Genomic DNA, 22,465 nt, shown 5'->3' with positions numbered 1-22,465 from the left:
ATGCGCCGAGCAAAAATCGTCTGCACCCTGGGCCCCGCCACCACCTCGTACGAACAGATCAAGGCCCTCGTCGAGGCCGGAATGGACATCGCCCGCCTCAACCTCAGCCACAGCACCTACAACGACCACGAAGAGCGGTACCGCCGCGTACGCAAGGCCTCCGACGAGACCGGCCACAGCGTCGGCATCCTCGCGGACCTTCAAGGCCCGAAGATCCGGCTCGGACGCTTCCGCGAAGGCCCCGTACTCCTTGAACGCGGCGACACCTTCACCATCACCGTCGAACCCACCGAAGGCGACCGCCACACCTGCGGCACCACCTACGACGGCCTCGCCGCGGACGTCACCGCCGGCGAACGCATCCTCGTCGACGACGGCCGCGTCACCCTCGAAGTCACCGAAGTCGACGGCCCCCGCGTCCACACCACCGTCCTCGAAGGCGGCATGGTCTCCGACCACAAGGGCCTCAACCTCCCCGGCGTCGCCGTCTCCGTACCCGCCCTCTCCGACAAGGACATCGAAGACCTCCGCTGGGCCCTGCGCACCGGCGTCGACGTCATCGCCCTCTCCTTCGTACGCAGCGGACGCGACATCGAGGACGTCCACCGCATCATGGACGAGGAAGGCCGCCGCCTCCCCGTCATCGCCAAGATCGAGAAGCCCCAGGCCGTCGAGAACATCGACAGCATCGTCGCCGCCTTCGACGGCATCATGGTCGCCCGCGGCGACCTCGGCGTCGAAATGCCCCTGGAACAGGTGCCGATCGTCCAGAAGCGCGCGATCAACCTCGCCAAGCGCAACGCCAAGCCGGTCATCGTCGCCACCCAGATGCTCGACTCGATGATCGAGAACTCCCGCCCCACCCGCGCCGAGGCGTCCGACGTCGCGAACGCGGTCATCGACGGCACCGACGCGGTCATGCTCTCCGGCGAGACCAGCGTCGGACGGTACGCCGTCGAGACGGTCCGCACGATGGCCCGCATCGTCGAGGCCGCCGAGGAGGACATCCTCGCCAAGGGCCTCAAACCCCTCACCGAACGCAACAAGCCCCGCACCCAGGGCGGCGCGGTGGCTCGCGCGGCGGCCGAGATCGGCGACTTCCTGGGCGCCAAGTTCCTCGTCGCCTTCACCCAGAGCGGCGACACCGTCAGGCGCCTCTCCCGCTACCGCTCACCCATCCCGCTGCTGGCCTTCACCCCGGACCCGGCCACCCGCTCCCAGCTCAACCTGACCTGGGGCGTCGAGACCTTCCTCGGCCCGCACGTCGACTCGACGGACGCGATGGTCGCCCAGGTGGACGAGGAACTGCTGAAGATCGGCCGTTGCCAGGAGGGCGACGTCGTCGTGATCACGGCAGGCTCCCCGCCGGGGGTTCCGGGCTCGACGAACCTGGTCAGGGTGCATCGCATCGGCGAGGACGACGGCGGGAAGTAGCCGATCGCCGTCAGTGCTTCGGCCCGACGTGGGCGTCCATGAGAGCGACGGACGCCCGTCGGGCGACGGAGATGTTGTACGGCTTGCCCGCGCGGGTGCAGTGCGTCCACTCGACGCCGAGCCTGTCGAGGGTGCCGGAGAAGAGCTCGCGGATGTCGTCGGACTTGTTGGTGAAGAAGTACCGCGGATACTCGTAGCGCTTTTGCTGCCCGTCGATGACGCGGGTGGTCCAGTTGATGACACGGCATCCGTCGGAGTGGATCAGGCCGCGGACGAAGTCCCACGGGTGCGCGTCCACGACCTCCTGCTGCCAGGAGGCGAGGACGATCCGGCGCTCGTGCTTCTTGCCGGGGCCGTGCTGCGGGAAGAGGCAAGGCCAGTGTTTGCTGCAGCAGGTGACGTACTGACAACCCGGCCGTCGCACCCGGCAGACCTTGTTGTCCGGTCGTGCGAGCTGCACGGCCTCGACGCAGGCGTCGATGAGCCCCGGCCAGGAGTCGGCGCAGGCGATGCGCAGGGAGTACACACCTCGACCGGACGGGCTGATGCAGCCGTCTCCGAGGTAGAGGCCGAGCAAGTAGGAGTACGAGGCGCGATTCTCGATCCGGGTGGGTGTGTCGCCACACCTGGGGCACGGGGCGGTCCGGTTCCGGGTAAAGGGCTCGATGCGGGTCTGCCAGGAGCGGAGAGCGGCGCGAGATATGCCTGTTTCCTTGCTCACGGAATTGAGACTGCGCCCTTGCTCGACCAGTGCGAGCGCTCGCGCTCTGGTGCCGATGTCGTACATAGAACCGAGCCTTGCGCGGCCACGGGCATCTGGCGCGGGAATGGCCCCCGCGTACCCAGATCAGGTGAAGCCTGCAGATTCCGCTGAAACCTTGGAATTGAAGGAAAAGTGCCCCAGGTGGGATTCGAACCCACACTGTCCGCTGTTTGAGAGCGGCCTCTCTAACCAGTTGGAGTACTGGGGCCTTAGAAAGCAAGGGATTTAGCTCCCCTGTGCGTCACCACCTTACAGGAGCTAGGTAGGGTCGTGGGAGCTGTACCTGTCCTGGAACAAGGAGCCCCCGTGACCACGCCCGAGTCGCCCCCGCCCGCCGACGACGACAAGTCGCACGTTCCGCCGCTGACGACCCGTGTCGTCATCGCCGAGGACGAGGCGCTGATCCGTCTCGACCTCAAAGAGATGCTGGAGGAAGAGGGCTACGCGGTCGTCGGCGAGGCCGGGGACGGCCAGCGGGCCGTCGAGCTGGCGCGGGAGCACCGCCCCGATCTGGTGATCCTCGATGTGAAGATGCCCGTCCTGGACGGTATCTCCGCGGCGGAGAAGATCGCCGAGGAGTCCATCGCGCCCGTTCTGATGTTGACGGCGTTCTCGCAGCGTGATCTTGTCGAGCGGGCCCGGGACGCCGGGGCGATGGCGTATCTGGTGAAGCCGTTCAGCAAGAGCGACGTGGTGCCGGCCATCGAGATGGCGGTGTCGCGGTTCGCGGAGCTGAAGGCGTTGGAGAGCGAGGTCGCGGATCTCGCGCAGCGGCTGGAGACGCGCAAGCTGGTGGAACGGGCGAAGAGCATCCTGCAGATGGATTACGGTCTGTCGGAGCCCGCCGCGTTCCGGTGGATCCAGAAGACGTCGATGGATCGTCGGATGTCGATGCAGCAGCTCGCGCAGGCGTTGATCGAGGACGCGGCGGAGAAGAAGGCCGCGGAGCAGAAGGCCGCCGAGGAGAAGCAGGCGGGCGAGTAGTCCCGAGTGGTTCGCTTGGGCGTACGGGGGAGGCCCGCACCGGTTGGACCTGGTGCGGGCCTCGTCCGTGTGTGCCTCCGGGTGTTCCGGGGGTTCCTGGTGGGTCGGAGGGGTCAGTCCTCGCCGAGGTAGGCCTTGCGGACGGATTCGTCGTGCAGGAGGTCCGAGCCGCTGCCGGAGAGGACGATCTTGCCGACTTCCATGACGTGGCCCTGGTCGGCGAGGGAGAGTGCTGCCTGGGCGTTCTGCTCGACGAGCAGGATGGTGGTGCCCTGGGCCTTGAGCTCGGCGATGGTCTCCATGATCTTCTGCATCATGATCGGGGAGAGACCCATGGAGGGTTCGTCGAGCATGAGGAGCTTGGGCTGGCACATGAGGGCCCTGCCCATGGCGAGCATCTGCTGTTCGCCGCCCGAGAGGGTTCCGGCGGCCTGTTTCCGGCGTTCCCCGAGGATGGGGAAGAGGTCGTAGGCGCGTTGGATGTCCCTTTCGATTCCCGCCTTGTCGGTGCGGAGGTAGGCGCCGAGCTGGAGGTTCTCGGTGATCGTCAGCCTGGGGAAGATGTGGCGTCCCTCGGGGGAGTGGGCGAGGCCGAGGGAGACGATCTTGTGGGCGGGGATGTTGCCGATGGGCCGGCCGTCGAAGACGATGCTGCCGCCGGCCGGTTTGAGCAGCCCGGAGAGGGTGCGCAGGGTGGTGGTCTTGCCGGCGCCGTTGGTGCCGATGAGGGTGACGATCTGGCCGACTTCGACGGTGAAGGAGATGCCCTTGACGGCTTCGATCTTGCCGTAGGCGACGCGGAGGTCCTGGACTTCCAGCAGTGCGGTCATCGGGTGTCCTCCTCGGTGCCGTCGGCGCCGGTGGTGCTGGTTGTGCCGGTGGTGCCGGCCGTCTTGTGGGCTTCGGCCTCGGCGGCTTCGACCTCGGCGACTTCTTCGGCGCCGGGGGCGCCTTCGAAGGGGGTGCCGAGGTAGGCGGCGACGACGCGTTCGTCGCTCTGGACGACGTCGGCGGTGCCTTCGACGAGTTTCTCGCCCTGGACGAGGACGGCGACGCGGTCGCAGAGGTTGAAGATGAACCGCATGTCGTGCTCGATGACGAGGATGGCGATGCCCTGGTCGCGGATGGCGAAGATGAGTTCTTCGGTGACGCGGGTCTCCTGCGGGTTCATGCCGGCGGTGGGTTCGTCGAGGAGCAGGAGGCCGGGTTCGCTGGCCAGTGCGCGGGCGATCTCCAGTTTGCGCTGGTCTCCGTAGGGGAGGTTGCGCGCGAGGTGGTCGGCCTTGTCCGCCAGGCCGATGAATTCCAGGAGTTCCATGGCTCGTTCGCGGCTGGCGTCCTCGGCCTTGGTGAAGCCGGGGAGGCGCAGGAGGGCGGACCAGAGGCCCTCCTTGGTCCGGGTGTGGCGTCCGACGAGGACGTTTTCCAGGACGGTCATGTTGGCGAAGAGCCGGATGTTCTGGAAGGTGCGGGCGATGCCGGCCTGGGTGACGAGGTGGGGTTTGGGCGGTAGGACGGTGCCCTTGTAGCTGACCTTGCCCTCGGTGGGGACGTAGAGGCCGGTGAGGCAGTTGAAGAAGGTGGTTTTGCCTGCGCCGTTGGGGCCGATGAGGCCGACGATTTCGCCTGTGTTGACGGTGAAGTCGACTCCGCGTACGGCGGTGAGGCCGCCGAAGCGCATGGTGACGCCGCTGGCGTCGAGGATGGTGGTGGCGGTTTTCGTGGTGGTCATGGTGGTCACGCCCCCGCCTTGGCGATGCCGGTGCCGGTGTCGGCGGGTTGCCGTGGTTCCGGTACGTCGGGCTGGTCGGTCTCGTGGAATTCGAGCTGTTTCCTGCGGTCGGCGACCAGGCCCTCGGGGCGCAGGCGCATCAGGAGGATGAGGGCGACGCCGAAGAGGAAGAGCTGGTAGTCCTGCATGAATTGCAGCTTGGCCGGGATGAGGTAGAGGAGTGCGGCGCCGACGAGGGGTCCGCTGAGGGTTCCCATTCCGCCGAGGATGACGGCGGCGAGGAGGAAGGCGGAGTTGGGTGGGACGGAGCCGGCGAACTGGTATTGCTCGGGGGTCACGGTGTAGTTGACGTGGGCCTGGACGGTTCCGGCGAGTCCGGCGAGGACGGCGCCGAGTGCGAAGGCGAGGAGTTTGAGCCGGAAGGCGTTGATGCCCATGGCGGAGGCTGCGGTTTCGTCTTCGCGGATGGCGACCCAGGCGCGGCCGATGCGGGATTCTCCGGAGCGGCGGAAGACGAGGACGACGACGGCGGTGACGATGAGCATCAGCAGGTAGTAGTTGGCGGACCTGCCGAGGGTGAAGCCGAGGACGTCGTGCTTTTGGCCGAAGTCGAATCCGAGGAAGTTGAGGTCGGGGATGCTGGGGATGCCCTGGGAGCCGTTGGTGACGTCGGGGCCGCTGGTGCCGTTGAGGTTGATCAGGCTGAGGCGGAAGATCTCGCCGAATCCGAGGGTGACGATGGCGAGGTAGTCGCCGCGTAGGCGCAGGGTGGGGGCGCCGATGAGGACGCCGAAGATGAGTGAGACGACGGCGCCGGTGAGTACGGCGGCCCAGAAGGGGAATTCGACGCCGATGGACGACATGGGGGAGCCGGAGACCAGGGCGGCGGCGTAGGCGCCGACGCCGAGGAATGCGACGTATCCGAGGTCGAGGAGGCCGGCGAGGCCGACGACGACGTTGAGGCCGAGGGCGACGGTGCCGAAGATGAGGATGTTGGCGCCGATGAGCGCGTATTGCTCCTTCTGCTGCATGAAGGGGAAGCAGAAGGCTGCGACGAGGGCCGCGGTGAGGGTGATGTTGCGGTGTTTGGTGGTGAGTGTGGTGAGGCGGGAGATGAGTCCGGCGCGGTGGAGTGCGGTGAAGGCGAAGCCGGTGGTGAGGAGGAAGCCGATGAAGAGTTCGGCGTAGTCGGTGTCGATGCCGTAGCCGAAGAGGTAGAGGCCGGTGCCGAACGAGGCGACGATGATGAGGATTTCGGCCCAGTCGGGGAGGGTTTTGGCCCGGGGTGCGGTGGGGGCGCGGAGGCTGTTGCGGAAGCGTTCCCAGGCGGTGTTTTCGGTGGTGGTGTTGGGTGTTCGGTCGCCGGGGAGTCCGAGTGCGGCGAGTGCGGCTATGAGTGCGCCGGTGCCGCTGATCCAGGCGCCGGGTTCGAGGTTGACGATGCCGCCCAGGGCGTAGGAGATGGCGCCGAGGGCGTAGCCGGTGGTGCCGAGGGTGCCGAGGGCGAGGAGGCGGACGGGGCTGTGGGTGCCGCCGGGGGTGAGCCAGCGGAGGCCGCGGATGCCGTGTCCGGAGAGGGTGAAGAGGAGGATGAGTGCGGAGCTGATGAGGGTGAGGACTTGGAGGCCGCCGGGGTAGCCGGTGACGGTGAGGTCGCCGGGGAATTCCTTGGTCCAGGTCCAGGGGAGGAAGGTGCCGGCGAGGGCGAGGGCGGCGCCTGCGAGGGTGGTGGTGCGGGCCGCGGCCGGGGGGATGGGGAGGAGGGGGGCGGTGGTGTGGTTGGTGGTCATGTGTATCACGCCCGATCCGCGACGCGTTCGCCGAGCAGGCCTTGGGGCCGGATCAGCAGGACGACGATGAGGAGGACGAAGGCCCATACGTCCTTCCAGGCGCCGCCGCCGAAGAGGTTCATGCCGGGGACCTCGCTCATGTAGCCGATGGCGAGGGATTCGGCGATGCCGAGGACGATGCCGCCGAGCATGGCGCCGTAGATGTTGCCGATGCCGCCGAGTACGGCTGCGGTGAATGCCTTGAGGCCCATGAGGAAGCCCATTTTGAAGCCGATCTGGCCTTGTTTGAGTCCGTAGGCGACGGCGGCGATGGCGGCGAACGCGGCACCGATGGCGAAGGCCATGACGATGATGCGGTCGGTGTTGATGCCCATGAGCTTGGCGGTGTCGGGGTCCTGGCTGGTGGCTTGCATGCCGCGGCCGAGGCGGGTTTTGGAGACGAAGAGGCCGAGGGCGAGCATGCAGATGGGGGCGGTGATGAGGACGAAGAGGTCGCCGCGCTGGATGTGGGCGCCGAGGATGTCGAGGGCTTCGCCCTTGAACTGGGGGAAGGAGCGGTCCTTCTTGGCGTTGGGGTACCACATCCAGATGGCTTGCTGGAGGGCGAGGGAGAGTCCGATGGCGGTGATGAGGGGGGCGAGGCGGGGTGCGCCTCTGAGGGGCCGGTAGGCGAAGCGTTCGGCGGCGGTTCCGATGGCGACGGAGCACAGGACGCCGCCGGCGATCATGAGCGGGATGATGGCGAGGAGGGAGACACCGGCTGGCATCCAGAGGTACACGGTGAGAGCTCCGAAGCCTCCGATCATGAAGATCTCGCCGTGGGCGAAGTTGATGAGCTGGATGATTCCGTAGACCATCGTGTAGCCGACCGCGATGAGTCCGTACATCGCGCCGAGGATGAGTCCATTGGCCAGCTGTTGCGGCAGTTCGTTCACCGCAGGGCCTCCGTGGAGTGGTTCGGATATGGCACCGCGCGGGGCGCTGGTGGCGCTCCCGCGCGGTCTGGGTCACGTCAGGTCGCCCGGGAGGGCGGTGGTGCTCAGGGCTTGTAGATCTCGCTGAACTTGGAGATCCACTTGCCGCCGTCGACCTGGTAGGCGGTCATCATGGTGTTGGTGGTGTCGCCGTACTCGTCGAAGGAGACGGTGCCGGTGACGCCGTCGAACTTGACCTTGGTCATGGCGTCGAGGACCTTGGCGCGGAGGTCGTCGGGGGCCTTGCCGTTGTTGTCGGCGACGGCGATCTTGACGGCTTCGATGATCGACCAGGTGGCGTCGTAGGTGCCGCCGCCGTAGGCCTCGTAGGCGTCCTTGTATCCGGCGGCTTCGTAGTCGGCGATGAACTTCTTGGCGGAGTCGAGTTCTTCGACGGGCTTGCCGACGGAGGTGACGATGTCGCCCTGGGCCTTCTTGTTGAGCTTGATGAAGTCGGCGCTGTACATGCCGTCGCCGCCCATGAGGGGGATCTGGACGCTGTCCTTGAGTTGCTGGCTCAGGGGGGCGCCGGCGGGGTATTCGCCGCCGTAGTAGACGGCCTTGGCGCCGGACCTCTTGACCTTGGTGACGACGGCGTTGAAGTCGCGGTCGTCGGGGTTGACGTGGTCGGAGCCGACGATCTTGCCGCCGAGGGAGGTGAAGGTGTTCTTGAAGGAGGCGGCGAGGCCGGCGCCGTAGGGCTTCTGGTCGTCGATGAGGTAGACCTGTTTGATCTTGGCGTTGTTGTAGAGGTACTTCGCGGCGAAGGCGCCCTGGACCTGGTCGGTGGTGGCGGTGCGGAAGTAGGTCTTGTAGAGGCGCTTCTTGTCGCCGGTCTTCCAGTTCTCGCCCTGGGTGAGTTCGGTGCCGGTGTTGGTGGGGGAGATCTGGGTGAGGCCGGCGTCGTTGAGGGGCTTCTGCATCGACTGGGCGACGCCGGAGTTGAGCGGGCCGATGACGCCGACGACGTTGTCGTCGTCGATGAACTTCTGGGCGTTCTGCTGGCCGACGGAGGGCTGTGCCTGGTCGTCGAGGGGCCTGACCTCGAACTTGATGCCGGGGACGGTCTTTTCCTTGTTGGCCGTCTTGGCGGCGAGGTCGGCGGAGTTCTTGATGCCGAGGCCGAGGGCGGAGAGATCGCCGGTGATGGGTGCGTCGACGCCGATGACGACGGTCTTGGTGCCGTTTTCGCCGCCGCTGCTGTTGTTGCTGTCGTCGCGCGACCCGCAGGCGGTGAGTGTCAGTGCTCCGGTGGTGAGCACTGTGGTGAGGATGAGCAAAGAACGGTGTCGCACGAATGGTCCTTTCCCTGGCGCGGCCTCCTCTGCTTGAGGTGCCGTGTCGTTCGCCGGGCCGTACGGGTGGTACAGGGCCGTGCTGTGTGACGCGCCCGGCGGCGCGGTGACTGGCCGTGACTCTAGGCGCAGGCGTGGTGGTGCGGGATGGGTCCGCGGCAGGATGTGACTTTCTTGTTATTCCCTTGAGGAAGGCTTGAGGTGGCTGTGCGGACATGTACGGCTTTTACCGGCTGGTGAAAGTGACCGGATGGTGAGAACCCGCAGCTCTGCTAAGGGGCTTGAGCAGATCTTGGTGCTGTCGCGGGGTGGTGGCGGGGTGGTGCCGTTATGGGGGTGGTGGGGGTGTTCGGTGTGCGCGGGCGGGGTGGGGTGGTGGTGTGCGGGTGGCCTGCGCCCATCGCGTGTTCGTCACTCAGTGTGATATTCGCGGTGGTGTGGTTGACGCGGTGTCGCGTGTGGGGTGGGGTGCTCCGGTGTGGTCGGAGTGTTTATTGGGGTGCGCAACGTACCGTGGGGTCAATGGGGTTGGCCATGGTTCGTGCTCAACTTGCTTGTGATGGCGTTGAGTTGTGTGGCGAATGCGAACGCCCGGCCGGACGGGGTCCGGCCGGGCGGTGGTGCCGGCGGGTGGTGCGGGGTGGTGGTGTGCGGGGTGTGGAGCGGGGTTGGGTTTCGGTCAGGCCGCGTCGGGGCGCGGGGCGTCGCGGAGCAGGCAGGTGAGGCGGGCGGTGCAGACCCGCTTGTCGTGCTCGTCGGTGATGACGATCTCGTAGGTGGCGGTGGACCGGCCGCGGTGTACGGGGGTGGCGACGCCCGTGACGAGTCCGTTGCGTACGCCCCGGTGGTGGGTGCAGTTGAGGTCGACGCCGACGGCGATCTTCGTGGCGCCGCCGTGGAGCATGGAGCCGACTGAGCCGAGGGTCTCGGCGAGGACGGCGGAGGCGCCGCCGTGGAGCAGTCCGTACGGCTGGGTGTTGCCCTCGACGGGCATGGTGCCGACGACCCGGTCGGCGGATGCCTCCAGGATGGTGACGCCCATGCGTTCGCCGAGGTGGCCGGCGGAGAAGAGGGCGGGGAGGTCGACGCCGAGGGCGGCGTACTCGTCGATGATCTCCTGGGGGAACTTGGGTGTGGTGTGCTCGCCCATGGCGTCCGGCTCCGATCGTCTGCGATGCCTGGTGGCTTCGGTGCTGTCTGCGTCGTTCATATCAGACGGCTGAGCGGGCGCTTAGGCCGTGTTCCGTTGCGGGCAGGGCAGGGCAGGGCAAGGCAGGGCGGGGCCGGTGGTCCCGGCCCGGCCCTGGGCGTGCGGGAGGGCCGTGCCCGGGGTCGCGCCCTCGCGGGCGGGGTGCCCCGGGCCGGGTTTCAGTGCCGGGTGTTCTCGAAGCGCACGACGACGGACTTGCTGGCGGGGGTGTTGCTGGTATCGGCCGTGGAGTCGAGGGGGACCAGCACGTTGGTCTCCGGGTAGTAGGCGGCGGCGCAGCCGCGGGCGGTGGGGTAGTGCACGACGCGGAAGCCGGGGGCGCGTCGTTCCACGCCGTCCTTCCATTCGCTGACGAGGTCGGTGTACGCGCCGTCGGCCAGTCCGAGGTCCTGGGCGTCGTCGGGGTTGACGAGGACGACGCGGCGTCCGCCCTTGATGCCGCGGTAGCGGTCGTCGAGGCCGTAGATGGTGGTGTTGTACTGGTCGTGTGAGCGCAGGGTCTGCAACAGGAGTCTGCCGTCGGGGAGTTCGGGGTGTTCGACGGGTGCGGCGGTGAAGTTGGCGCGGCCGGTGGTGGTGGGGAAGCGGCGTTCGTCGCGTGGGGCGTGGGGGAGGGTGAAGCCGCCGGGGTGTGCGATGCGGGCGTTGAAGTCCTCGAAGCCGGGGACGACGCGGGAGATGCGGTCGCGGATGGTCGCGTAGTCCTTTTCGAACTCCTCCCACGGGGTGGCCGAGCCGGGGCCGAGGACGGCGCGGGCGAGGCGGGCGATGATGGCGGGTTCGGAGAGCAGGTGCGGGCCGGCGGGGGTGAGGTTGCCGCGTGAGGCGTGGACCATGCTCATGGAGTCCTCGACCGTGACGAACTGCCTGCCGCTCGCCTGGACGTCCTTGTCGGTGCGGCCGAGGGTGGGCAGGATCAGGGCCCGGGTGCCGGTGACCGCGTGGGAGCGGTTGAGTTTGGTGGAGACGTGGACGGTGAGGCGGGCCCGTCGCATCGCGGCCTCGGTGACCTCGGTGTCGGGGGTGGCGGCGATGAAGTTGCCGCCCATGGCGAAGAAGACCTTGGCGTCGCCGTCGCGCAGGGCCCGGATGGAGCGGACGACGTCGTAGCCGTGGTGGCGGGGCGAGGTGATCGAGAATTCCTTGTCGAGGGCGTCGAGGAACGCGGCCGGGGGCCTTTCGAAGATGCCCATGGTGCGGTCGCCCTGGACGTTGGAGTGTCCGCGCACGGGGCAGACGCCGGCGCCGGGGCGGCCGATGTTGCCGCGCAGCAGCAGGAAGTTGACGATCTCGCGGATGGTCGGCACGGAGTGCTTGTGCTGGGTGAGGCCCATGGCCCAGCACACGATGGTGCGTTTCGAGGCGAGGACCATGGCGAGGGCTTGTTCGATGGCGGCGCGGTCGAGGCCGGTGGCGGTGAGGGTCCGTTCCCAGTCGGCTTCGCGGGCCGCGGTGGCGAACTCCTCGTAGCCGTGGGTGTGTTCCCGGACGAAGGTTTCGTCGACGGCGCCGTCGGTCTGGAGGATCAGCTTGTTGAGGAGGCGGAAGAGGGCCTGGTCGCCGCCGATGCGGATCTGCAGGAAGAGGTCGGTGAGTGGGGTTCCCCTGAGCATGCCGTGGGGGGTCTGGGGGTTCTTGAAGCGTTCCAGTCCGGCTTCGGGCAGCGGGTTCACCGAAATGATCTTCGCGCCGGCGGATTTGGCCTTCTCCAGGGCGGAGAGCATCCGGGGGTGGTTGGTGCCGGGGTTCTGTCCGGCGATGATGATCAGGTCGGCCTGGTGGAGGTCCTCCAGGGAGACGCTGCCCTTGCCGATGCCGATGGTCTCCGTGAGTGCCGAGCCGGAGGACTCGTGGCACATGTTGGAGCAGTCGGGGAGGTTGTTGGTGCCGAATTCACGGGCGAAGAGCTGGAGGAGGAACGCGGCCTCGTTGCTGGTGCGGCCCGACGTGTAGAAGACGGCCTCGTCGGGGGAGGAGAGGGCGCGTATGTCCTCGGCGATGATGGCGAAGGCGCGTTCCCAGGTCACCGGCTCGTAGTGCTCGGCGCCCTCGGGGAGGTACATCGGGTGGGTGATCCGTCCCTGTTGGCCGAGCCAGTATCCGCTGCGGGCGGCGAGGTCGGGGACGGAGTGTGTGGCGAAGAATTCGGGGGTGACGCGGCGCAGCGTCGCCTCCTCGGCGACGGCCTTGGCGCCGTTCTCGCAGAATTCCGCCGTGTGCCGGTGGTCGCCTTCGGGCCAGGCGCAGCCGGGGCAGTCGAAGCCGTTCTTCTGGTTGACCTTGAGGAGGGTCTGCGCGGTGCGCCGGACGCCCATCTGCTGCCGGGCGATGGCCAGGCTGTGGGCGACGGCGGGCAGGCCGGCGGCGGAGTGCTGTGCCGGTTTGACCCGGGGCGCGTCCTGGACCGGGTCACCTGAGGGGGGCTTCGTGGCCATGGTGCGCTTCCTTTCGGGCCGGATACGGACCGTGTCGTGCCGTGCGCGTGGTGTGGAGGTCGTGCTGCCGGTTCTCCCCCGATCCTGTCACGCGGGGCGGTTGTGCGGGGTGGTCGTGCGGGGCCGGGGTCGTCGAGCGGTGTGCGGTCGGGATTGTCGGTGGTCCGTGGCAGGATCGGAGGCGTGGCTGAGACGGCATCGAAGAAGACGGCAGACAACCGACCGCGCCTGCTCCTGATGGACGGGCATTCCCTGGCGTACCGGGCGTTCTTTGCGTTGCCTGCGGAGAATTTCTCGACGGGGTCGGGGCAGACGACGAACGCGGTGTACGGCTTCGCGTCGATGCTGGCGAACACGTTGCGTGATGAGGCGCCGACGCATTTCGCGGTGGCGTTCGACGTCTCGCGCAAGACGTGGCGCTCGGAGGAGTTCTCGGAGTACAAGGCGAACCGGTCGAAGACCCCGGACGAGTTCAAGGGGCAGGTCGAGCTGATCGGTGAGCTGCTGGACGCGATGCGTGCGGACCGTTTCGCGGTCGAGGGTTTCGAGGCGGACGACGTCATCGCCACGCTGGCGACGCAGGCCGAGGCGGCCGGTTTCGAGGTGCTGATCGTCACGGGTGACCGGGATTCGTTCCAGCTGGTCACGGACGGCATCACGGTGCTGTATCCGACGAAGGGCGTGTCGGAGCTCACGCGGTTCACCCCGGAGAAGGTCGAGGAGAAGTACGGGCTCACGCCGCAGCAGTATCCGGACTTCGCGGCGCTGCGCGGTGACCCGTCGGACAACCTTCCGGGTATTCCGGGTGTGGGGGAGAAGACCGCCGCGAAGTGGATCAAGCAGTTCGGTTCGTTCGCCGAGCTGGTGGAGCGCGCGGAGGAGGTCAAGGGAAAGGCCGGGCAGAATTTCCGGGATCATCTGGACGCGGTGCGGCTGAACCGCCGGCTGACGGAGCTGGTGCGTGATGTGGAGCTGCCGAAGGGGCCGCGGGATCTGGAGCGTGCGCCGTACGACCGCACGGCGGTGACGGGTGTGCTGGACGTCCTGGAGATCCGCAACCCGAGCCTGCGGGAGCGGCTGCTGGCCGTCGACCCGGGCGGGGCGCAGGAGGCGGCTGCGGCGCCCGCGGCGGGTGTGGAGCTGGACGGTGCGGTGCTGGGTGCGGGTGAGCTGGTGCCGTGGCTGGCGGAGCACGGCGGGGAGCCGCTGGGTGTCGCCACCGCGGACACCTGGTCGCTGGGCGTGGGCACGGTCACCGAGGTGGCGCTCGCCGCAGCGGGCGGTGCGGCGGCCTGGTTCGATCCCGCGGGGCTCGACGAGGGTGACGAGCGGGCGTTCGCCGCCTGGATCGCCGACCCGGAGCGGCCGAAGGTGATGCACAACGCGAAGAGCGCCATGCGGGTCTTCCCGGAGCACGGCTGGCGGGTCGAGGGCGTGACGATGGACACGGCGCTGGCGGCCTATCTGGTCAAGCCGGGCCGCCGTTCGTTCGCGCTCGACGCGCTGGCGGTGGAGTACCTGGGCCGGGAGCTGGCGCCGGCGGCGGCTCCGGACGGGCAGTTGGCCTTCGGTGCGGACGACCGGGCCGAGGCCGACGCGCTGATGGCGCAGGCCCGCGCGGTCCTGGACCTGGGGGAGGCGTTCACCGCCCGGCTGGCGGAGGTCGGCGCGGCCGAGTTGCTGCACGACATGGAGCTGCCGACGTCCGCTCTGCTGGCCCGGCTGGAGCGGCACGGCATCGCGGCGGACCGGGCCCATCTGGAGGGTATGGAGCAGCAGTTCGCCGGTGCGGTGCAGCAGGCGGTGAAGGAGGCGCACGCGGCGGTCTGCCGGGAGTTCAACCTGGGGTCGCCCAAGCAGCTCCAGGAGGTTCTCTTCGGGGAGCTGGGCCTGCCGAAGACGAAGAAGACGAAGACCGGGTACACGACGGACGCCGACGCCCTGGCCTGGCTGGCCGCGCAGACGGAGCACGAGCTGCCGGTGATCATGCTGCGCCATCGTGAGCAGGCGAAGCTGCGGGTCACGGTCGAGGGTCTGATCAAGACGATCGCGGCGGACGGCCGTATCCACACCACGTTCAACCAGACGGTGGCGGCGACGGGCCGGCTCTCGTCCACGGACCCCAATCTGCAGAACATCCCGGTGCGTACGGACGAGGGCCGGGCCATCCGCCGGGGTTTCGTCGTCGGTGCGGGCTTCGAGTCGCTGATGACGGCCGACTACAGCCAGATCGAGCTGCGGGTGATGGCGCACCTCTCGAACGACGCGGGTCTGATCGAGGCGTTCACCTCCGGCGAGGATCTGCACACGACGGTCGCCTCGCAGGTGTTCGGCGTCGCCAAGTCGGCCGTGGACCCGGAGATGCGCCGCAAGATCAAGGCCATGAGCTACGGCCTGGCGTACGGGCTGTCCGCGTTCGGTCTCTCCCAGCAGCTGAACATCGAGGCGGGTGAGGCGCGCGGTCTGATGGACACCTACTTCGAGCGGTTCGGCGGGGTGCGCGACTATCTGCACCGTGTGGTGGAGGAGGCCAGGGCGACCGGGTACACGGAGACGGTCTTCGGCCGCCGCCGCTACCTTCCGGATCTCAACAGCGACAACCGCCAGCGTCGTGAGATGGCCGAGCGCATGGCGCTCAACGCGCCGATCCAGGGCACGGCGGCGGACATCGTCAAGGTCGCCATGATCAAGGTCGACCGGGCGTTGTGCGAGGCGAAGCTGACGTCGCGGATGCTGCTCCAGGTCCATGACGAGATCGTCCTGGAGATCGCGGCGGGCGAGCGTGCGCGGGTGGAGGAGATCGTGCGCCACGAGATGTCGACGGCGGTGCGGCTGCGGGCTCCGCTGGACGTGTCGGTCGGTGTGGGTACGGACTGGGAGTCGGCGGCCCACTGATCCGGTGGTGCCGGATGGTGCCGGGGCCGTCGGGCGGCTGCGGGCCGTCCGGCCGCCGTGGCCGGGGCGGCGCGGTGGCGGCGTCCGTCCGGTCAGCGGGGCGACCGGTGCCGTTCGGCGGCGGGGGCGGCGGGTGCGGGTGGGCGCGGTCTTCGCAGCCGCGCCCACGCCGCGTACAGCACCATGGCCGCCGCCAGGCCCGCCCCGGCGCCGAAGCAGGCCGTCGGGACGATGTCCAACGGGTCGGCGACGCGGCCGTGGTACGCGTACCAGCGTGCGCACCGGTGGGCGATACCGAGCAGGGCGCCCCCGCCCAGCAGCGCCCCCGCTGCCCATCGCCCCTGGCGGCCGGGCAGCGGCAGGGACGGCGGGGCGGGCCGTGTCCCGGCCCGTCGCAGTGCGGACGCCGTGAACCACACGAGTACGGCCAGTGCCACCGCCGAACTCCCGTACTGCAGCAGCTGGTACGCGGGACGCCCGCCGATGCTCCCGTCGAGCCCCGGGACCAGCCGCACCCCCCACCGGTCGTGATGGGTGAAGGCGTCCCAGACGACGTGCGTGGCTGCCCCGATGACCGCCGACAGGGCGAACCACGCACCGTCCCGGAGGAGTCGGACCTTCGTTCCCGATGCGCGCCGCCCTCGTAGGAACGCGTGCGCCCGCCCCCGCCAGGCCCCCGGAAGCAGTGCCACCAGCGGGTCGCGCAGCAGCAGCCACAGCCCCACCGCCGCGGCGGTGAACAGCACGTCGATCGTGACCACGCCTCCTGCCGAGTGCGTGACCTCGCCGAACTCCATGGCACCGGGCACCGCGCTGTCGGCGAAGTACGTCAGGTCGGGGGCGAACGAACCCGCGACCAGGGCCGAGGGGAACAGCGGGCCGCGCCCCGTGCCGTCGCGCCGTATACCCGGCAGCACGGCAGCGGCATGACTGAGTGTGAACGGCATGGCGGCAAGTATGCGTGAGTTGGTGTCGCCGATTGGTCGGCCCGTTTCCACCTGTTGAGCGGAAAGTGAAAAACAGGTGATAATCGGTCAGGAGCTGCTGCCTCGGTTGCGTGGGTTGCCGTAGGGTCGCCTGAGTCCTGACGCAGGGGAGCGCGGACAGCCGACGACGGGAGGGCCACAGGTTATGGCAGCGCAGTTCGGTCGCCGACTTCGCAGAGGGGCGACCAGCACCGCCGTGGCCGCCGTCGCCGTGGCGGCGCTCTCCGCCTCGGGCGCCCCCGGCGTACCACTGGCCGGTTCGAGCGGTGACGCCCGGAACACGGGCACGACACCGCAGCCGGATGAGGGGGCGGCCACCGGAAACTCGCCCTACTACACCCAACTGCCGCCGCTGAACACGCCGCACAAGCCGGGAAAGGCCACCCGGTCGCCGCTCACCGGAGGTTCGGAATCGGGCATACCGGCTTCGGTCCTGGCCGCGTACAAGAAGGCCGAACGAACCGTCGCCGACAGCGACGCCGCCTGCCGTCTGCCGTGGCAACTGCTCGCGGCCATCGGCAAGGTCGAGTCCGGCCACGCCCGCGGCGGCCGGGTCGACGCGAACGGCACCACCTTCTCCCCGATCCTCGGCCCGGTCCTCGACGGACGGGGCTTCGCCCTGATCAAGGACACCGACAACGGCCTGTACGACGGGGACACGACGCACGACCGTGCCGTCGGCCCGATGCAGTTCATCCCGTCCACCTGGGCGGTCTGGGGTCAGGACGGCAACGGGGACGGCCGCAAGGACCCCAACAACGTGTACGACGCCGCGCTGGCCGCGGCGCGTTACCTCTGCGCGGGCTCGCGCGACCTGTCCGTCGCCGCCGATCTCGACCGGGCGGTCCTGAGCTACAACCACTCGAACGCCTATCTGCGCACGGTCCGCTCCTGGTTCGAGTACTACAAGCGCGGCACCCATGAGATCCCCGACGGCTCCGGGACCGTCCCGTCCGACCTCGGCGGCGGCACGGGCCCGCGCGCGGGCGGCGACACCGTGAGCCCGTCCCCCTCGGCGTCCGGAAGCGCCGACCCGAAGCCGGGGGCCAAGCCGAAGCCGAAGCCGAAGCCGAAGCCGTCCACCACGCCGGAGCCGGGCGGCGGTTCGAACGGGCCGAACCCGACCCCCACCCCGACGCCCACCCCGACTCCGACCCCGACGCCCACGCCGTCCCAGGGCCCCGCACGGCTGGAGAACGCCGGGACCGGCCCCCTGACCGCCGCGACGGGCGACGCGTTCGCCGAGCGGATCAAGGTACGGGCCCGGGACGCCCACGGGGATGCGTTCGCCGAGGCGTCCGTCACCTTCACCGTCACCGGAGACACGGACGCCGCGTTCGCCGGAGGGAAGAAGTCGGTCACCCTCCGCACCGGAGCCGACGGCACCGTCACCGCCCCGGTGCTCAAGGCGGGCGAGAAGACGGGCGAGTTCACCGTGCGGGCCGCCGTGACCGGCAGTTCGCTGCCCGCCGTCGGCTACACCGCGACCGTCACCACCCGGCAGGCCGACGAGCTCACCAGGATCGGTGACGAGGCCCTGACCGCGGCGCCCGGCACGGAGTTCGCCGAGACCGTCCGGATCGTGGCCGCCCTCAAGGGCGCGGTCGCCTCCGGCGTCGCCGTCACCGCCACCCTGATCACCGACGAGGGCGAGCCGGCCGAGAACGACAAGGGACCGTACTTCAAGGGCGAGGACGACAAGGCGGTCCGCACCCTCACGGGCCTGAGGACGGGCCCGGACGGCCGGCTGGCGCTCCCGAAGCTCTACGCGGACGGCACCCCGGGCACGTACAAGCTGCGTCTCACCGCCGAGGGCGGCGCCACGCTCGTCATCGACCTCACGATCGAGGCGCCCGCGACCTGATCCCCGTCCGCGGACCCGCGGCCCGGCAGCTCCTTCGCCACCGACCGGCGCAGGGGCTGTCCGACGTGTTCCCCTCTCGCGCCCGTATTGCTACGGTGCCCCAACCCTGACGGCCCGTCAGGTCTTTGGGGGCGTCGGCTCCACCGGATCCGTCGCCGTCGGAATCCGTGCTCACCGGGAGGACCGGCATGCGTGCCCTCGTCGCCGCCGCCATCGGACTCGCCGCGGCCCTCGCGCTCGTCCTCACCGTCACCGCCGTCGGCGCCCCGCCCGGCGAGACCTCCCCAAAACCGCTGCTGACCACCGTCCCGAGCCCCAGGAACCAGTGACCTCCCGGGCCCGGGAACCAGTCACCTCCCGGGCCCCGGGCACCCGCGATGTCCCGGACCCCGAACCAGAGGCGCCCCCCCCGGGGCGCGCGGAACCAGTGACCGGAAGCGGCCACGCACGCCGAGGGAGGGCACCACCATGCACCGCCGGGCAAGCCTCGTACTGCTGGCCTTCGCCGTCTTCTTCGCCACCATGGCGCCCCTGTTGCGCTGGTACGCCTTCCCGAGGCTGGCGAAGATCCCGCCCGGCCAGTACCAGGAGATGGTGCTGGAGGCGAAGCCCGCCACCCTCCTCGACTACAACGACGGCATGAAGGTCAAGCGGGTCCCGAAGGTCACCATCGTGCAGACCCTCAAGGGCAACGTGGAGGAATCCGAACGGATCGAACGCGACGCGGGCCGCGACGTCGTCGTCTGGGACGCGCTCAGTTTCGTCGCCGGTCCCGACGGCAGGATGGTCTCCGAGATCCCCGAGCGCTACATCTTCGACGCCCACAGCCAGGAACCGGTCCACGCCACCGGCGAGATGGTCGACGGCGACCCGGTCAGGCGCGAGGGCATCGAGTTCAAATGGCCCTTCCTCACCGAGAAACGCGACTACGCGTACTTCGACGCCCAGACCCGCACCAGCTCGCCCATCCACTACCGGGGCACCCGCACCTTCCGCGGCATGACCGTCTACTACTTCGAGCAGACCGTCCCGTGGACCGAGGTCCCGATGCCGAAGAAAATGCCCGTCCAGGGCATCACCCCGGAACAGATCGCGAAGACCGGTATGACCCGCTGGTACACCACCAAGCGGATGTTCTGGGTCGACCCGGTCACCGGGGCGCCGGTCAACGGCGAGGAGATCCACCGGGAGGAACTGCGCAACGCGAAGGCCATGGGCCTGCCGCAGGACACCGTCACCGTGTTCGCCGGACACGTGAAGATGCGCGAGGACTACGTCCGGTCCACCGTCGACCTGGTCTCCTCGCAGCGCCTGCCGGTCCTGCTGCTCACCTCGTACCTGCCGTGGGGATTCCTGGCCCTCGGCGCCGCGCTGCTCGCCCTCGCGCTGTGGCTGGAGGCGCGCTCGCGGCGCCCGGACGGCGGACGGCCCGGAGAAGCGGCCGCGCCCGCCCCGGACCGAGCCCCTACCCCTGCTGCCTGAGCCGGGCGTTGGTGAGCCGGGTCGCCGTCGCCGCGGCAGGGTCCTCCGGCCACGGGTGCTTCGGGTAGCGGCCCCGAAGCTCCGCCCGCACCGCCCGGTAGCCGTCCCGCCAGAACGACGCCAGATCCGCCGTGACCGCGGCGGGCCGCCCGGCCGGGGAGAGGAGATGGACCAGCACCGGTACCCCGGCCACGCTCGGCGTCTGTGCCAGCCCGAACAACTCCTGGAGCTTGACCGCGAGCACGGGCTGCTCCGTGCCGTACTCCACCCTGACCCGGGAGCCGCTCGGCACCTCGATCCGCTCCGGCGCCAGCTCGTCCAGCCGCGCCGCCTCACCCGTCGCCCACGGCAGCAGCCGCCGCAACGCCTGCTCCGCGTCGATCCGCGCCAGATCGGAGCGCCGCCGGGCCCGCGACAGCTCGGGCTCCAGCCACTCCCCGGCACGCGCCGTCAGCGACTCGTCCGACACGTCCGGCCAGGGCTCACCCACCGTCCGGCGCAAAAACGCGAGCCGTTCCCGCAACCGCCCGGCCTCCCGCGTCCAGCGCAGCAACCCGAACCCCTCGCGCCGCAGACCCTCGACCAGCGCCTCGCGCACCGCCCCCGCGTCGGGTTCCGCCAGCGGGCGCACCGACAGCTCGACGGCGCCCAGCCGCTCCACCCGGCGGGCCACCACGTCGCCGTCCGCCCAGCCCACCTCCTCGCCCGAGAGCCGCAGCCGCCCGGCGGCGGCCCGTGCCGTGTCCTCGCCGATCACGGCGGCCAGCCGCACCCGCGCGGACGCCGCGTGCGCGGGCCGGTCGGCGACCGCGACCGCCAGCCACGGCGCGTTCCGCAGCCCCGACCCCTCGCGCGTCTCCGCACCCGTGCCCGACACCATCAGGAACGATCCCTCGCCCCGCGCCCGCGCCACCCGCTCGGGGAACGCCAGCGCCGCCACCAGACCGACGGCGGCGTCGTCGGCCACGGAGCTCCCCGGGGCCCCGCCGACCGACGCGGACAGCCGCCGGACCTCCTGCCGCCAGCGTGCCGCGTACCCGTCCCCGCCCCGCCGGGCGCCTCGCAGCGCCGCCGCCAGGTCGTCGCCGTACTCCCGGGGCGGTTCCTCGCTCAGCAGCGCCACCACCTCGGCCGCCCGCCGCCCGCCCACCTCGGCGGCCCCGTCCAGCAGCGCCCGCGCCAGCCGGGGATGAAGGCCCAGCCGGGACATCCGCACGCCCCGGTCCGTGGCCCGCCCCTCGGCGTCCACGGCACCGATCGCCGTCAGCGTCTCGCGCGCCGCGCCCATCGCGCCCGCCGGCGGCGGATCGAGCAGTGCCAGGCGCGACGCGCCCGGATCGCCCCAGCACGCCGCCTGCAACGCGAATGCCGCCAGGTCCGCCACCGCGATCTCCGGGGACGGGAACCGTGCGAGCCGCCCGTCCTCCGCCCGGTCCCAGCACCGGTACACCACGCCCGGCGCCTCCCGTCCGGCCCGGCCCGCCCGCTGCGTCCCGGTCGCCCGCGAGGCCCGTACGGTGGTCAGCGCGCTCAGCCCCCGCGCGTGATCGGTCCGGGGTTCCCTGGCCAGCCCCGAATCGACGACGACCCGCACGCCCGGCACGGTCAGCGACGACTCCGCGACCGAGGTCGCCAGCACCACGCGCCGGCCGTCCGACGAGCCGGCCAGCACCGCGTCCTGCACCGCCGCCGGGGCCCGTCCGTGCACCTGGAGCACCTCGGCGTCCACCCCGGCGAGCTGCCCCGCCACCCGCCCGATCTCACCGACACCGGGCAGGAAGCACAGCACGTCGCCGTCCCGTTCGGCGAGCGCCCGGCGCACCGTCGCGGCGACATGCGCCAGCAGCGCCGGGTCGACACGCATCCCGTGCGGTGGCCGCACCGGTCCGGCGGGCGGCGCCCACACCACCTCCACCGGATGCGAGACCCCCCGCGCCTCGACCACCGGGGCGTCGCCCAGCAGCCGCGCCCAGCCCGCCGCGTCGGTCGTGGCGGACGCGGCGACCAGGCGCAGATCGGGCCGCAGCGTCTCGCGCACGTCGAGGAGGAACGCGGCGACCGTGTCCGCGTCCAGATGCCGCTCGTGGCACTCGTCGACGATCACGGCGTCGGTCCCGGCCAGCTCCTGATCGCGCTGGAGCCGCTGGAGCAGCACCCCCGTGGTCACCACCTCCACCACGGTGTCGGGCCCCGCCACCCGTTCCCCGCGGACCGTGAAGCCGACCCGACCGCCGACGCGCTCCCCGAGCAGCCAGGCCATCCGCCGTGCCGCCGCCCGTGCCGCGATCCGGCGCGGCTCTGCGACGACCACCCGGCGCACCGGCCGCCCGTCACCGGTCAGACCGGCCAGGACCAGCGGCACGAGGGTCGTCTTGCCGGTGCCGGGCGGTGCGCAGAGCACCGCGACACCGCGGTCGTCGAGCGCCCGCTCCAGGGCGGGCACGGCGGTGCGGACGGGCAGCTGTTCCAGGGCATCGGTACGGATCACGCCCCCAGTCTCGTACGTGGGCGGAAGCCGGTACGAGGCCGGAGCCCCGCGCTCCGGCCCGCACGTGCGGGTACGGGGCAGGGGCGCACTGTGCCGGGGCGGCGGAGGCGGCCCCGCGTCCCGTACGGGCCCG

At 70.1% G+C, this 22,465-nt stretch carries 16 protein-coding genes and 1 tRNA gene; 6 read left to right on the top strand and 11 right to left on the bottom strand.

Annotated features, from left to right (window positions below; translation table 11 throughout):
- Positions 1 to 1,434: a pyruvate kinase gene (pyk, locus tag ACIHCL_RS00915; protein WP_399855339.1), complete on the top strand. Its 1,434-nt coding sequence runs from the start codon at positions 1 to 3 to the stop codon at positions 1,432 to 1,434.
- A gap of 10 nt (positions 1,435 to 1,444) precedes the next feature.
- Here pyk and ACIHCL_RS00910 read toward each other — a convergent pair whose 3' ends face one another.
- Positions 1,445 to 2,221, bottom strand: coding sequence for a transcriptional regulator (locus ACIHCL_RS00910; RefSeq protein WP_399855338.1), 777 nt, complete (start codon positions 2,219 to 2,221; stop codon positions 1,445 to 1,447).
- 109 nt (positions 2,222 to 2,330) lie between these two features.
- Positions 2,331 to 2,405 (bottom strand) — tRNA-Leu (locus ACIHCL_RS00905).
- Positions 2,406 to 2,503: 98 nt separating this feature from the next.
- Between ACIHCL_RS00905 and ACIHCL_RS00900 the strand changes: the two genes are divergently transcribed.
- Positions 2,504 to 3,181, top strand: a complete 678-nt coding sequence (locus ACIHCL_RS00900; protein WP_399855336.1) for an ANTAR domain-containing response regulator — start codon at positions 2,504 to 2,506, stop codon at positions 3,179 to 3,181.
- 113 nt (positions 3,182 to 3,294) lie between these two features.
- Here the strand turns inward: ACIHCL_RS00900 and ACIHCL_RS00895 are convergent, their stop codons facing one another.
- The 7 genes from ACIHCL_RS00895 to ACIHCL_RS00865 all read right to left on the bottom strand — a co-directional run bounded on the left by ACIHCL_RS00895 (position 3,295) and on the right by ACIHCL_RS00865 (position 12,617).
- Entirely contained in the window at positions 3,295 to 4,011 is a 717-nt protein-coding gene (locus ACIHCL_RS00895) for an ABC transporter ATP-binding protein (RefSeq protein WP_399855333.1), read from the bottom strand.
- A complete protein-coding gene (locus ACIHCL_RS00890) occupies positions 4,008 to 4,922 on the bottom strand; it encodes an ABC transporter ATP-binding protein (RefSeq protein WP_399855331.1) in 915 nt (304 codons plus the stop codon). Before ACIHCL_RS00890 ends, ACIHCL_RS00895 begins: the two co-directional genes overlap by 4 nt.
- A complete protein-coding gene (locus ACIHCL_RS00885) occupies positions 4,919 to 6,703 on the bottom strand; it encodes a branched-chain amino acid ABC transporter permease (protein WP_399855328.1) in 1,785 nt (594 codons plus the stop codon). The genes ACIHCL_RS00890 and ACIHCL_RS00885 overlap by 4 nt, the downstream gene beginning before the upstream one ends.
- A 5-nt stretch (positions 6,704 to 6,708) precedes the next feature.
- The gene (locus ACIHCL_RS00880; RefSeq protein ID WP_399855326.1) at positions 6,709 to 7,638 is read right to left on the bottom strand and encodes a branched-chain amino acid ABC transporter permease; all 930 of its coding nucleotides are present in this window, start codon (positions 7,636 to 7,638) and stop codon (positions 6,709 to 6,711) included.
- Positions 7,639 to 7,742: 104 nt separating this feature from the next.
- The gene (locus ACIHCL_RS00875; protein WP_399857071.1) at positions 7,743 to 8,957 is read right to left on the bottom strand and encodes a branched-chain amino acid ABC transporter substrate-binding protein; all 1,215 of its coding nucleotides are present in this window, start codon (positions 8,955 to 8,957) and stop codon (positions 7,743 to 7,745) included.
- Between the two features lie 694 nt (positions 8,958 to 9,651).
- Positions 9,652 to 10,122: a PaaI family thioesterase gene (locus tag ACIHCL_RS00870; RefSeq protein ID WP_399857069.1), complete on the bottom strand. Its 471-nt coding sequence runs from the start codon at positions 10,120 to 10,122 to the stop codon at positions 9,652 to 9,654.
- 218 nt (positions 10,123 to 10,340) lie between these two features.
- The gene (locus ACIHCL_RS00865) at positions 10,341 to 12,617 is read right to left on the bottom strand and encodes an FdhF/YdeP family oxidoreductase (RefSeq protein WP_399855323.1); all 2,277 of its coding nucleotides are present in this window, start codon (positions 12,615 to 12,617) and stop codon (positions 10,341 to 10,343) included.
- A 183-nt stretch (positions 12,618 to 12,800) separates the two neighbouring features.
- On the opposite strand from ACIHCL_RS00865, the gene polA reads away from it, so the two are divergent.
- A complete protein-coding gene (gene polA / locus ACIHCL_RS00860; protein WP_399855321.1) occupies positions 12,801 to 15,512 on the top strand; it encodes a DNA polymerase I in 2,712 nt (903 codons plus the stop codon).
- 92 nt (positions 15,513 to 15,604) lie between these two features.
- On the opposite strand, the gene ACIHCL_RS00855 is transcribed toward polA, so the two are convergent.
- Positions 15,605 to 16,459, bottom strand: coding sequence for a DUF4184 family protein (locus ACIHCL_RS00855; RefSeq protein WP_399855319.1), 855 nt, complete (start codon positions 16,457 to 16,459; stop codon positions 15,605 to 15,607).
- A gap of 184 nt (positions 16,460 to 16,643) precedes the next feature.
- On the opposite strand from ACIHCL_RS00855, the gene ACIHCL_RS00850 reads away from it, so the two are divergent.
- From ACIHCL_RS00850 to ACIHCL_RS00840, 3 genes are all read left to right on the top strand, one after another.
- Entirely contained in the window at positions 16,644 to 18,362 is a 1,719-nt protein-coding gene (locus ACIHCL_RS00850) for a lytic murein transglycosylase (protein WP_399855318.1), read from the top strand.
- A gap of 188 nt (positions 18,363 to 18,550) precedes the next feature.
- Positions 18,551 to 18,691 (top strand): SPW_0924 family protein, encoded by a 141-nt coding sequence (locus ACIHCL_RS00845; RefSeq protein WP_399855316.1) that lies wholly within the window; start codon positions 18,551 to 18,553, stop codon positions 18,689 to 18,691.
- Positions 18,692 to 18,830: 139 nt separating this feature from the next.
- Positions 18,831 to 19,844: a DUF3068 domain-containing protein gene (locus ACIHCL_RS00840; protein ID WP_399855314.1), complete on the top strand. Its 1,014-nt coding sequence runs from the start codon at positions 18,831 to 18,833 to the stop codon at positions 19,842 to 19,844.
- Here ACIHCL_RS00840 and hrpB read toward each other — a convergent pair.
- Entirely contained in the window at positions 19,828 to 22,332 is a 2,505-nt protein-coding gene (gene hrpB, locus ACIHCL_RS00835; RefSeq protein ID WP_399855311.1) for an ATP-dependent helicase HrpB, read from the bottom strand. The genes ACIHCL_RS00840 and hrpB overlap by 17 nt on opposite strands.
- Positions 22,333 to 22,465 lie beyond the last annotated feature (133 nt).

It is taken from the genome of Streptomyces sp. NPDC052042 (assembly GCF_044548345.1).
Taxonomy (GTDB): domain Bacteria; phylum Actinomycetota; class Actinomycetes; order Streptomycetales; family Streptomycetaceae; genus Streptomyces.
Note: the sequence above shows the minus strand (reverse complement) of the source record. Positions and strands in the feature narration are given on the sequence as shown.

Excerpts from the sequence above, each read along its gene's own strand:
- ACIHCL_RS00885 (WP_399855328.1), bottom strand. The coding sequence starts at position 6,703 with ATGACCACCAACCACACCACCGCCCCCCTCCTCCCCATCCCCCCGGCC.
- ACIHCL_RS00895 (WP_399855333.1), bottom strand. The coding sequence starts at position 4,011 with ATGACCGCACTGCTGGAAGTCCAGGACCTCCGCGTCGCCTACGGCAAG.
- ACIHCL_RS00850 (WP_399855318.1), top strand. The coding sequence starts at position 16,644 with ATGGCAGCGCAGTTCGGTCGCCGACTTCGCAGAGGGGCGACCAGCACC.
- ACIHCL_RS00865 (WP_399855323.1), bottom strand. The coding sequence starts at position 12,617 with ATGGCCACGAAGCCCCCCTCAGGTGACCCGGTCCAGGACGCGCCCCGG.
- ACIHCL_RS00870 (WP_399857069.1), bottom strand. The coding sequence starts at position 10,122 with ATGGGCGAGCACACCACACCCAAGTTCCCCCAGGAGATCATCGACGAG.
- ACIHCL_RS00855 (WP_399855319.1), bottom strand. The coding sequence starts at position 16,459 with ATGCCGTTCACACTCAGTCATGCCGCTGCCGTGCTGCCGGGTATACGG.
- ACIHCL_RS00845 (WP_399855316.1), top strand. The coding sequence starts at position 18,551 with ATGCGTGCCCTCGTCGCCGCCGCCATCGGACTCGCCGCGGCCCTCGCG.
- ACIHCL_RS00840 (WP_399855314.1), top strand. The coding sequence starts at position 18,831 with ATGCACCGCCGGGCAAGCCTCGTACTGCTGGCCTTCGCCGTCTTCTTC.
- ACIHCL_RS00910 (WP_399855338.1), bottom strand. The coding sequence starts at position 2,221 with ATGTACGACATCGGCACCAGAGCGCGAGCGCTCGCACTGGTCGAGCAA.
- pyk (WP_399855339.1), top strand. The coding sequence starts at position 1 with ATGCGCCGAGCAAAAATCGTCTGCACCCTGGGCCCCGCCACCACCTCG.